Source organism: Leptospira langatensis (genome assembly GCF_004770615.1).
Taxonomy (GTDB): Bacteria; Spirochaetota; Leptospiria; order Leptospirales; family Leptospiraceae; genus Leptospira_B; species Leptospira_B langatensis.
In genome coordinates, this window is the sequence record NZ_RQER01000004.1 from 479,041 (window position 1) to 491,537 (window position 12,497).

General features: G+C 44.0%; 8 protein-coding genes. 3 read left to right on the forward strand and 5 right to left on the reverse strand.

Annotated features, from left to right (window positions below; translation table 11 throughout):
- Nucleotides 1-128: 128 nt before the first annotated feature.
- The 4 genes from EHO57_RS06355 to EHO57_RS06370 form a co-directional block, all read right to left on the reverse strand.
- A complete protein-coding gene (locus EHO57_RS06355) occupies nt 129-686 on the reverse strand; it encodes a gamma carbonic anhydrase family protein (protein ID WP_135643903.1) in 558 nt (185 codons plus the stop codon).
- A gap of 3 nt (nt 687-689) precedes the next feature.
- Nucleotides 690-3,095: a phenylalanine--tRNA ligase subunit beta gene (gene pheT / locus EHO57_RS06360; RefSeq protein WP_135643905.1), complete on the reverse strand. Its 2,406-nt coding sequence runs from the start codon at nt 3,093-3,095 to the stop codon at nt 690-692.
- A gap of 108 nt (nt 3,096-3,203) precedes the next feature.
- The gene (locus EHO57_RS06365) at nt 3,204-6,041 is read right to left on the reverse strand and encodes a DEAD/DEAH box helicase (protein ID WP_135643907.1); all 2,838 of its coding nucleotides are present in this window, start codon (nt 6,039-6,041) and stop codon (nt 3,204-3,206) included.
- Between the two features lie 2 nt (nt 6,042-6,043).
- Entirely contained in the window at nt 6,044-6,748 is a 705-nt protein-coding gene (locus EHO57_RS06370) for a 7-carboxy-7-deazaguanine synthase QueE (protein ID WP_135643909.1), read from the reverse strand.
- A gap of 224 nt (nt 6,749-6,972) precedes the next feature.
- Between EHO57_RS06370 and EHO57_RS06375 the strand changes: the two genes are divergently transcribed.
- Together EHO57_RS06375 and EHO57_RS06380 are read left to right on the forward strand one after the other, a co-directional pair.
- On the forward strand, nt 6,973-9,570 hold the full coding sequence (locus tag EHO57_RS06375) for a response regulator (protein WP_135643912.1): 2,598 nt from the start codon (nt 6,973-6,975) through the stop codon (nt 9,568-9,570).
- Between the two features lie 57 nt (nt 9,571-9,627).
- On the forward strand, nt 9,628-10,941 hold the full coding sequence (locus tag EHO57_RS06380; RefSeq protein WP_135643915.1) for a formylglycine-generating enzyme family protein: 1,314 nt from the start codon (nt 9,628-9,630) through the stop codon (nt 10,939-10,941).
- Here the strand turns inward: EHO57_RS06380 and EHO57_RS06385 are convergent.
- Nucleotides 10,938-11,735: an SDR family oxidoreductase gene (locus EHO57_RS06385; RefSeq protein WP_135643918.1), complete on the reverse strand. Its 798-nt coding sequence runs from the start codon at nt 11,733-11,735 to the stop codon at nt 10,938-10,940. The genes EHO57_RS06380 and EHO57_RS06385 overlap by 4 nt on opposite strands.
- A 114-nt stretch (nt 11,736-11,849) precedes the next feature.
- Between EHO57_RS06385 and EHO57_RS06390 the strand changes: the two genes are divergently transcribed.
- Nucleotides 11,850-12,482 (forward strand): DUF2889 domain-containing protein, encoded by a 633-nt coding sequence (locus tag EHO57_RS06390; protein WP_135643921.1) that lies wholly within the window; start codon nt 11,850-11,852, stop codon nt 12,480-12,482.
- Nucleotides 12,483-12,497 lie beyond the last annotated feature (15 nt).

Below are 12,497 nucleotides of genomic sequence, written 5' to 3' on the forward strand. Positions count from 1 at the left end.
GTATCTCAAATTGATTTAGAAAAGATTGATATATATCAGAAGGGAATTTGTATTTAAGCGAAAAGTAATTCGATTAGATCGTTTGGATTAGTAAAAAAAGAAACAAATACTTAGATCTGTTTCTTCGATCATATACCCAATCGAGTGATGATCGCTTTCGCTTGATCGACAAAAACTTGCTCTTCTTCCTTTGTGAACGGCTTGAAGATATTTTCCTGAAAGCGTTTTGCGAGTTGTATATATTCCAAACAGCCTGCTACGCTCATTTCCGGCTTTGCCTTCTTCTCATAGATAACGATGTCCCCGTTCTTAGGGATTACCATGGCCCTAGGTGGGATCTTCTTTCCTCCCCGGATCATGCACCCGGCAAAGATCATTGCTCCGTCACCTATCTCTGCCTCATCCAAAACCACCGCACCGATCCCGATCAGACAACCCCTACCGATCTTGCAACCGTGCAACATTGCATTATGACCGACTAACGTGTAATCTCCAATGAGCAGACTCCCTGTAGAGTCCGTGTGCAATGTAGTGTTGTCTTGGATATTCACCCCTTCGCCCAATATGATCTCATTCAGATCGGCGCGAGCAACGGCTCCCGGCCAAAGAGAGGAATAAGGCCCCATCTCCAGCATTCCCATAGCGGTTGCAGCGGGATGGATGAAAGCGGTTTCGTGGATCTTCATGTTTTATCTCAGAGGATAACCGGCAGAATTAGCGACCTGGATGAGACGATCCGTGATCTCCTTGATCCTTTCTTGGGTCAGGTTCTTGTCCTGGCTAAGCAAACGGAAACGATAAGAGACGGACTTTTTGTCTTCCGCCAGATTTCCTCCGGTAAAGACCACCGTGACCCGAACGTCTTGTAGCTCTGGGAATTTTTCCTTCTTTGCCAGATCGGAGAATATGGAAGAAGATTCGTTGATATCCATTACCAAAGAAAGATCGATCTCTGTCTGAGGGAAATTAGAAGGCGCCGCAAAGTAATTCTTATTTCTATCCTCGCTCCAAACGGAAAGAAGAGAAGCAAAATCAAATTTTCCTAATATAACTCTCTTCTTTAATTCAGCTGTATCGAGTACAGCCGGATGAGCATATCCCAGTTCCGCCACTTTGTTGCCGGAAATATACAATGCCAGAGAAGCCTTAGGATGAAAGTAGGATCTCTCTTCGGACTTCCATTCGAAGTTCCTTAGATTTAGATGTCGAAGGACCTTTTCCAGATCGGAGCGAACTTCCAGAAAATCAGACTCTAACAGATTCAGATCCTTTTCGTTCGTTTTACGCCCCGCGGAAACGGCCCAAGCAAACCACTTGGATTCATTCTGAGGCTCTGCCACTTTTTTATAAGTCCTCCCAAATTCGAAGATCTTCAATTTCTCGAATCGATCCGAATTGGTCCGAACATTCTTCAAGAGAGAAGGATATAAAGAGGTCCGTAAGTATCCTTGCTCTTCGGGCATTGCATTCAGGATCTTGATGGAATCCTTGGATTCCGCTTCGAAGGAATTGTCCTTGGCAGAAGCATACGAATAATTAAAGACCTCGTTGTATCCCAGATTCTGAGAGAAGGTTCTCTTCAAGAGCCTCTCCAATTCTCTGGAGAAATTCCTTGCGGGAGGTCTTACATTGGAAGAAAGAGGGCGAACTGGAATGGAAGCATAACCGAGACTACGACCGATCTCTTCTACTATATCTTCAGGAATTGTAATATCGTAATTGTGTCTGTATTTTGGAACGAGAACGGAAACAGTGTCTCCTTTCCATTCGGTGGAGAAGGAAAGTTGTTTTAGGATACGATCGGATGTTGCCTGATCGATCTCCGTTCCAAGTTTCTTATTCAAGAAGTCCAGGCTAACTTCGATGGACACTTTTTTGTCGGCAGTATGAATATACCCGGAAGGAAGACTTGCCTTTATATTTGGGCAACCATTCTCCTTCAGCAAAGCCAAGGATCTTTTGATTACTGGAATTGTAGTCGTCGCTTCCAAACCCTTTTCATAGCGGACCGAAGACTCGGAACGGATCCCGGTCTTGCGGATGGATTTTCTTACAAACTCTCTCGGGAACACGGCGGACTCAAGGATCACGGAGACGGTAGAATCCCCCACTGCGGTTTCTACTCCGCCCATCACTCCGGCTATGGCGACTCCCTTTCCAGCATTTCGAATGATGAGAATTTCAGGATCCAGTTCCGGAGAAGTTTCATCCAGAAGAAGAAAAGATTCTCCCTTCTTCGCATAATCCACTTCTAATTCAACCTTGCCGAGAGATCTTAATTTTGCCGTATCGAAGAAATGGGTGGGTTGTCCTACTTCAAGAAGAAGATAATTAGAAACATCCACTACGTTATTGATCACTCTCACTCCGCATTTTTTCAGACGAGAACGGATCTTTGCGTTAGAAGGAAGGACCTGCACCCCTTCGACCAATGTAGAATGATAGGAATGAGCAAACTGAGTTTCCTTTACAAGAGGTGAAGGAACTTCTTTGCTGAACTCCCAATCGCTCTCTAAAGGATTGAATTTGATCTTTAAATTCAGCTGAGCAGCAAGCTCTCTCGCAAATCCGAAATGGCTCCATAGATCAGGGCGATGAGTGATAGATTTATTATCTATATCTAATATAATATCTCTGAATCCTAAGTATTCTCTTAGGATCATTCCCGGTTTTGCTTCGGGATCTCGGATGATCATGACTCCCGCATCTTCTTCGGAGAGGCCGAGTTCTTTTTCGGAGCAAAGCATTCCCGAGCTTTTCACCCCTCTCAGTTCCGACTCTAGGATCTTCTTTCCGGCCAGCTCCGCACCCGGAACCGCTAGAGGAACCAAATCCCCCACTTGAAGATTAGGAGCACCGGATACGATCTGGATCTTTTTTTTTCCATCGGTGACTTGGGCGACTTGTAGTTTGTCCGCCTGAGGATGCTTTTCCAAGGACTCGATCTTTACAAGGACCACCTTCTCCAGATGAGAAAAATAATCCTCCGCCCCATCCACCTCACAAATCGAGGCTGCAATCTTTTGCAATATGTCCTCTAAGGCAAGGTCCCCCAAAGGGGCAAAGTCGTTCATCCAATCCAAAGATAATTTCACGAGTCAAATCTCCCTAAGCCGAGAATTTCAGCGAAGTAGTTTAACAAAAGCTTAGGAAGGGGGGCACTGTCCAGCGGAATATTGGCCTTAGAGCCGTTTGAACCCGATTCAAAGAGAGCTTGGGAAATATGCCTGAAACAACTCAAATCTATGATGGATCTCTTTTCCGACTTTTACTTTTCGTAACTCTACCTCGAAGTCCTCTTTAACTTTCTGGATCTCGTTCCGAGTTCGATTCATCGCGGACTTTTTCTCAGGCTTTCCTTCCCATTTGAAAGCGGCTTCCTGTCGCATCAATTTCTCTTCCAATTGACGTAGAGTGTTTTGGTTGCTATTCCGGATCTTGTATTCTTCCTTCTGAAATAGATCCTTGGTTTGTTCGTACAATTCTTTTTTACGATCTTCTAATACGAGTTCCAAGGCTTCGCAGGCTTGTATGAAAAGTTTCTCGGTTTCCTGAGGAAGTGTTTCCACAGAATGCTCTACTAAGGATTCTCTTACTTCTTCCGGAAGATCCTCTAAGACTTTCGAATTCCCGCTTCGTCGATTCACTTCGACTACGAATAATTCCTTGCGGTCCAGAGAGAATTTGAACTCCACAATGAACACGAAATAGATATAATTTCCGCTGGATTCATAGAATCCTAACTTCCAACCGGAGCGATCTTTTAAGAAGGCTTGGACCGCATCTTCGATCAACGGATGACCGAAGGCCATGAATTCCAAGCTATCGTCTGCGAGAGCCTGTTCCGAATTGAAGGTTGCTTTTTTGCCCTTGTATTGGTCGCCTTCCAGTTCGTAAACTTGGTGGCGATTCGCTTTCAATCTATAATTCAGTTTCTCGGAATACTTCTTGGTATAACGAACGAAGAAATTCTCCAAGTGCTGGTTCGTGTAGGATCTTTCTTGTAGGGTCGTCTTATAGTAATCTTCTAGATTGAAATCCAACAGTTTGGGAGTGACCAAGGATCCTAGTTTTTCGAATCCCTTCTTAGCGATCCTGATCCTTTGATCTATCTCTTCCTCTACTTCTTTGAGTTTCTTGTTTCCTGTAACGAACTTCATGAAACTAGAATGAAAATCCAACTCGTCCTCGATCGCTCCTAGTAATTCGTCCGAATTTCCGATGGATTCCTCGAAGAGTTTGATCTTGTTCGAAAGGACTTCCAAGATCCTTTCTGCCACCGTCTCCTTGGAGGCGAAGTTAAAGATAAAGACATTGTCTTTCTGTCCGAACCTATGGATCCTTCCGATCCTCTGTTCTATCTTCAGAGGACTCCAAGGTAGATCGTAATTAAAAAGTACGTTTGCAAATTGAAGGTTTCTACCTTCTCCTCCCGCCTCGGTGCAGATGAGGATCTCGCTTGTTTTTCTAAATTCACTGATAGCATCCTCTTTTGCGTCCGCACTGAGAGAACCATGGAACAGGGTCACTTTGTATTCGGATAGAATGGAAGCCAGAAAGTCCTGAGTACTTCTGAACTGAGTGAATATGATGAATTTAGGATGTCCTTCTTTCTTGAGCTTGGCGATCGTCTCTTTTAATTTTTGGCTTTTACGATCTTCTTTGATCTTCTTTCCGAGTAGGATCAATCGATTCAAAGAGAGAAGTTCCCTTCTCAAATTTGCAAGATCGGAAGGAGAAGATTCATCCAGATCGGAAACGAAGTCTTCGACTCCTTCTGTTTCATCTAGGTCCCATTCTTCCAGCTTGTTGCCAACAGCTTGCAGTCTATGTAGACGATTCTCCAACATAAACTTTCTCTTGGAAAGAGCGGACAAGAGGGCAAACACAGAAGAATCCAATAATTTCTGAAAGACGATCATCACGAATCCGATGGCCCGGTTTTGGGTCCTCATCGCGAGATTGTATTCTCTTCTTACATATTCCGTAGTCTCGTCGTAGAACTGACGCTCCACTTGGGAGAGCTCTATCTTGACCGTCTTTGCAAATCTCTTAGTAAAGCCCCCTACTTCCACCTTTCTACGGCGAAGAAGTACTTTCGAGATCTTCTCCTTGAGATCGCTTTTATTCCCAAGAACATAATCGTTTATGAACGTATGATATGGCCCGAGAAGATTCGGATCCACCAAGTGCACTAGATAATACAACTCTTCTAGTTTTCCCCGGAAAGGAGTGGCTGTGAGAAGAAGGAGACATTCGCATTTCTTCGCGATCTTCTCCGCAAATAAATAGGCTCTGGTTACCTTATGATAATCCCTTCTAAGTCGATGAGCTTCGTCGAAAACTACGATGTCCCATTTTGTCTTCAGGATCTCTTCGGCATATTTAGGATTCTTAATGAAGTCTACCGAAGTGATCACATGTTTGAAGTTCTTCCAATTCTTCTCTCCGGTCGCGATGAAATTCCGTCGCTTCACGATCTCGAAGTCTTCGTTGAACTTATTCTTTAATTCCTGTTTCCATTGCACCAGAAGCGGAGAAGGAGCCACGATCAGGACTTTCTTATAACCTCTTCTGAAAATCAGCTCTTTCATCACAAGAGCTGCCTCGATGGTCTTTCCTAAACCGACCTCATCCGCAAGAATGAATCTGGGTCGAAGGGAATTCACTACTACGAAGGTGGATTCGATCTGATGAGGGAGCAGTCTGGTCCTGGAGTTGGATAAGGCGGAGAGTTTGTCGTACGCATGAGAAAGCTTTAGCTCGAAGGCTTGCAGGCTCAGATCCAATAGATCCGGATCTCCCGGAGATTGGGAAAATGCGCTGGGATACGCGCCGATGATCTTTAACTTATTGGAGTTCTCGGAGACAGTCCGTTTTGCTCCTGTCTTCGGAAATACGATAGTCAATTTATCGGATTGAGAACTTTCAATTCTGCCTATCCCTAATTCAGGCTCATCCTTGAGATAACAAGAATCCCCTCTGAATCCAGTGGAAGAACCGGATTCGAAATCCAGACTGAGTTGTATGGTGGATTCCAAACTCAAACTCCTCGTTTATCTCCCCAAATATACTTATGAGTTTGGAGAGAAAGACGTAGATCCGTTCTACCTCCTTCTTTGATCCAATCTACGAGGGTTTCCGGATGCAATTCACCGAATACAGGAGAAGCGAGTAGGTTTCCTTGGAGGGAATATGTATCTATGACTTGCAATGTTCTGTCAAAATCGACTCGGTCTCGGATAACGAATTTAATTTCGTCTAGGGCATCCTTTCTGTCTCGAATGTATTTCACGTTATCCGCAATCATTCGATCTTCCATGCCCGAACCGGGAAGTTTATAATCCAAAGTAAAAACCATGTCTTCTAGATCTCGGATCGGTTGTGCCCCGTTCGTTTCCACCCTAACTCTTGTGTACGTTCCCAGACTTTCCCGATCTCGTCTCAATTCCTTTGCCAAGGAAATAGAAAAAACTCTATTCAAATCTTCTAATGGTTCGCCACCGGTAAGAAGGATCTGCGTAGGAGTTTTCGAAATGAGCCGGATCTCCGCAAGTGCCTCATCCAAATCCATCTCTTTTCCTGCGTTGGGAGAAAGCGCATACGGGGTATCACACCAAAGTCTACGAGTTCCATCCATTCCGCAGCGCAAAGAGCAACCGGCAAATCTGACAAAAATCGTAGGCAATCCCGTTGAAATACCTTCTCCGGAAACGGAGAGATAAATTTCGTGAACGACTGTTTTCATAATAAGGAAAAGCGCTCCAAGGTACAAGAGTTTTACCGGACCGATCCAAAGATTCCGTAAAAAACCCTTTCTGAGAATACCAAAATCATTTTTCCCTATATCTAGTCAAGATACGGCGCTTAAAATAGCGAAAAAAGGTTGTTCAAGTCCTGATCACATAGTAATAGATGAAGAAGATATTTGGAAACACTTTCGAATTTCGTGAGCAAATCAGAATTCACCCTATGAAACTTTCCTTTTTTGCAAAAATCAAAAATAAAATCCATTTTTTGCATTGGAAAGTGTTGATCGGTTTCATCAGCCTTACCTTCCTATTGATCATTGCAAGTCTACTCAGTTTGTATGGAATCCTTGAATTGAAAGATTCCGGAACATGGGTGGAGCATACCTTTTCCGTCATAGATCAGATAGAGCAGTGCAAGACCGTTACTCGAGAAATGGGGATCGCTCAGGTTTATAATAAGGATCCGAAAGATGCAAACTCTCTCCCTCTACTCTCTCATTTAAGAAGTGAGATCGGGAATTTAAAGACCATCACTTCCGACAATCCTGTCCAACAAGCTCGCAGCGAAGAGATCCTGAAACTGGTCTCAAGCATAGAAACGAGACCTTGGTCTTTCGAAACCCAAAGGGGACTCACACTGATCCAGATCTCCGAATCCCTGAATAGTATGCAAGAGGAGGAACTTCGGCTTCTCAATTCCCGCAATACCATAAATTCTAGAAAAGGAACTCAGGTCGCGTATTCCCTTTTTATCCTAGTCATACTTTCCTTTTTAGTAGTCGGTTACGGTTCCTTTACGGTACAAAAAGACATCAAGGAGAAGAAAAGGATCACGGACAGATTGATCGAAAGCGAGTCCCGTCTTTTATCCATTCTAGACAACCTTCCTTCTGCTTTCTCCATGATGGACCTGGATGGAAAGGTATTATTCCATAACCAAGTCTTTGCCAGTCGATTTCTCCACGTAAGAGAGAAGAGATTAAATATGGGCCTCTTCACTTTGTTCGGAGAAGAGAAAGGCAACCAAATCAAGAAAATGATCTTAAAATCCTTGGACAAACAGGGAGCCGTGGATTTCGAGTTGGACCTGGCAACGGAAGAAGATCTAGAAAAGACATTCTATTGTGTCATCGTTCCCTTATTGGATCTGGAGGGTGAAGTATACTCGGTCTGTGGATTATTTACCGATATTTCGGTCCGAAAGAATTACGAACAGGATCTGAAGCGAGCAAAAGAAGAAGCCGAAAAGGCAAATCGCGCCAAATCGGATTTCTTGGCAATGATGAGCCATGAGATCCGTACTCCTATGAACGGAGTCATCGGAATGACGGAGCTTCTAATCGATTCGAATCTTCCCCCAGAACAAAAGGAATACGCGGAGATCATCCAAAAAAGCGGCGAAAGTCTCTTAAGCATTATCAACGATATTTTAGATTATTCTAAAATAGAATCCGGGACTCTCAGTCTGGAGATCCGCGAGTTCTCTATTCTGGAAATAATTGAAGAAGTACTGGATCTATTCCGTTCTAGAGCGGCCCAAAAGCAGATCGATTTGGTACATTATCTGGACCCGAACGTTCCGGAACAGATTGCAGGAGACAGCCTAAGACTCAAACAGATCCTCATCAACCTGATCGGGAATTCGGTCAAGTTCACCGACCAAGGTGAGATCTTTCTTTCGGCAGAAGTTGCTAAGCAAGAAGGCAGTCTTTATACAATTCTATTCTCCGTGCGAGACACGGGGATCGGTATTCCGAAAGAAAAACAAGCGGAGCTATTCCAACCCTTCTACCAGGCGGATAATTCTTCCACTCGCAAATACGGAGGGACAGGGCTCGGGCTTTCTATCTCTTCCCGACTCATAGAAATGATGGGCGGTAAGATATGGATGGAAAGTAATCCGAGTTCAGGTACCACCTTCTCCTTTGATATTATTGTCGAAGGAAGCAATAAGCCGAAGGCCAAGGAAAGCTTCTCTCATCCAGCTTTAGAAAATAAGAAAGTCTTGATCGTAGACGATAATCCTACCAACTTAAGGATCCTTGCACACCAACTTCAGATCTTGGGATTGATCACATTCTCCGCAAAATCCAAAGCAGAAGCGATGAACCTATTGGATCTTGGGATCTTACCCGATATGGGGATCTTGGATTATAATATTCCTTTGAGTAGCGGGATCGATATAGCCAAAGCGATCCGAAAGGAAAATCTTCATTTTCCTTTGGTACTTCTCTCCTCTTCCATTCTTTCTCAGGAGGAAAAGGAGATCGCGAGCGAATTGTTTGCGGAGGAGGTAAATAAGCCGGTAAAGAAAAAGGACATTGAGAGGATCGCCTACGAAATACTTGCCAACGAAGGAACAAAATCCAAGGCGAATACCCAGGCCTCATATCTTGCTAATCAAAAAGAGATCTTAAGCTCTCAATTTCCTTTTAAGATCATGATCGCCGAAGACAATGAGATCAACCAAACTCTTGCGAAACGGATCATCCAGAAATTAGGTTATGAACCTTATATCGTTCCAAACGGACGAGAGGCGCTCACAGAATTAAGGGATAAGAAAATAGATCTCATCCTTATGGATGTTCATATGCCGGAGATGGACGGGCTCCAAGCCACTCAGATCATCCGAAACACTTGGCCTACAGAGAGCCAACCTTATATTATTGCTATGACAGCGGCGGCCATGCAAGGAGATAGGGATCTCTGCATACGCGCAGGTATGAACGACTATATTTCTAAGCCTATTGTCTTCGACGATTTGATCCATGTACTTAGAAAGGCGGGGAATGCACTCTTTCCCAAATCCAAGGCTTAAAAATCCTAGAAAAATCCCCAGTCCTGCCGATCTTTGAAAAGAGGAATCGTGCCCAGAATGTCCCGAGCTAAATTCTTAATATCCATCTCTCTTTTACTGATCTTATTTTATCCGGAAGAAAGAAGGGGACAGGAAAAAGAACAAGATTCCTCCGACTCACGCAAGACCATTCTCTGGACAGGCGAGGTCTTATCCGTTTATAGAAATAAGGGAAAGGCCAAGATCAAGATAGATAGGAACTCTTACTTCTCCGAGAGAAGAGAAGAAGAGATCAAGGACATACTTACCGAAAAGAACACTCTTCCTCTTTTCAGAAAACCTAAGATGGAAGAGATCGGTTCCTTTCAGATCGAGAACATAGAAGTCGAATTCGGAAAAGTCGGAAAACTTACCAAGCCTATTTCCATTGAACTGAGAGGGAGCTTCTCCTTAGCGGAAGGTCGTCCTGCGAAACTAGTTAGCGTAGGACTTTTGATCGGAGCCTATGGACAGGAAACCTTCTACCAAGATCCGGCCAGTTTTGATTCTGCAGATGTAACTCGAAATCGTTTAGTAAAGGCAATCTTACATCCCAAAGATGGAAAGGAAATGGTACTCGTTCACTCCGGATACGAAGCAGACGGAAAGATCCTATACGAGCATATGGGATATTTCTTGTACGGACAAGGAACCGATCCTTCCGAAGACAGTTATAATCCTAGATTCGGGACTCCGGACAGAAGCAATTTGGAAGAACTGCCATCCTTCTATATAGATAAGTACGAAGTTACAAATAAGGAATATTATAAATTCCTAAAAGAAACCGGCAACCAATCTCCTCCTCATTGGGAAAACGGGATCTTTCCTCGTGGAAAAGAATACCATCCCGTTACTAACCTGACTTATAGAGAAGTAGAAGAATACGCGAAATGGTCCGGCAAGAAATTACCTACGGAGTTTCAATGGGAGAAAGCCGCGAGAGGAACAGGACTCGTCTGGAGACTACTGAAGAACGAAAGCTATGAATTCGTTTCTCAACCCAGGGATTATCCGTATGGCAACGACTTCGATACGGAACTCTGCAATACTAGAGAAAGCGGAAGAAAAGGGACTTTGTCCGTTTACGAACTTCCTACGAAAAGCCAAAGCCCATACGGAGCGATCGGAATGTGTGGGAACGCTGCAGAATGGACTAGCTCTTCTTATATTCCTTATCCCGGTCATAGACCTATGGGAGGAAGATACGGAAAACATCTAAGAGTGATCCGAGGAGGCTCCTACTCCTCGAATAAGGAAGAGGCCAAATCCTTTTCTAGGGACTTCGGGGGAATACCGAATCTTCTCAACGATCGTAAAGCAGGCTTCCGTTTGATCACGGAAGTCAAAAACTAGGTCACCCTACTCTTTAATAAAAACCGATCCAATGTTTTGGGCGAAAAGCGGCTTAAGAAGAGTCCTAATTTCTCCTTGAGACGAGACGGATAGATCTCCCTCTTTTTCTTTTCCATTCCTTTCAAAACGGATCTTGCGATCTTCTCAGGTGCCAGTCCTTTCTTCTGTCCTTCGTCCATGATCCCATGAGGAGAACCGTCTCCGGACAATGCTTTTACGGAAATATCCGTCTTCACAAATCCGGGGGAAACCGTCATAACGTGTATTCCTGATTTGGAATTTTCCAGCCGTATGCTATCCATGAATGCTTGGACTGCATGCTTACTCGCGGCATAGCCGGATCTGTACTGGGTCGCAAACTTTCCTTGCACGGAAGAGATCGCGATCACATGGCCCTCGCTTTGTCTCAGATCTTCTTCCAAGAGTCTATACAGGATCACTAGAGGAAAATAATTCGTATCCATGATGGTGCGAAATACTTTGACTTCCGTTTCGGAAGCCAGAGCTCTCATCGTAATTCCCGCATTATGGATGAAGCCATCTATTCTCTTGAACTTCTTCTTAAATTCCTCTACGATCTTTTTTAGTTCGGATTCGGAAGTAACATCCGCTTGTAATACCATGATCCGATCCGGATTTCCCGCAGAGGACTTGAGTTCTTTCAAGGCATCTTTTCTTCTTGCGACCACTCCCACGAAGGCTCCTTCTTTTTCCAAGGCGATTGCGAGTGCCTTACCGATTCCGGAGCTTGCCCCTGTTACTAAAAATACCTTGTCCTGAAAATATGAACCCATTCTTAAATCCGCAGAGTAGGTAGAAGGATAAGTAAGAATCCCAAAAAAGCAAATCAAATCGAAGGAAAATCCTTTCAGGTAAATATCTCGGAGAAAAAAAGGACAAGAGGCGCTATGGCACTTTCCCAACTTAAACAAAAGATCCGATTCAAAGACTGCGGTTTCCAACGCAGATACGAAAGTAGATATTATTGGTTTCCCGAAGAAAGTCCTCCTACTTGTTTGATAGAAGTCAGCCAGAGAGATTCCTATCACGATATGACTCTGTATATGTTGATCAATCTCGCTACGATGAAGATCGCAGATATAGACGTAGAGGAAGATCGGGTCCCTTACGAAACCTGTCCGAACGCGATCAAGGCCTATTCCTATTTGATCGGGGAAGATATTTCCTATAACAAGATCATGCGCAAATTCCCCGAAGACAAGACTCTAGGTTGTCTCCATATCAACGAGCTTTTGCAGAACGCGGCTCAGAGCTTCTCGTCCGCATACGCGTTTTTCTTAAAGGAGAGAAATTTCCCTCCTGAGTGGGACGAGTACAGAATGTACCAAGGTACGATGGATGCAAAATCGAGAAGAGAGATCGGTCGTCATTGGTGGATGAAGGATAAGGGAGTCCGTAATTCCTGTTATAGCTTTTCGGATAGACATGAACTCTCCGAGATCAAGGAGCAGGTGAAACCTCTTGACAGCATTACAGCAATGATGGTAAAAGAATTCCGAAGCGCTCGCAGCGATAAATAGTCTCTGCAGGATCTT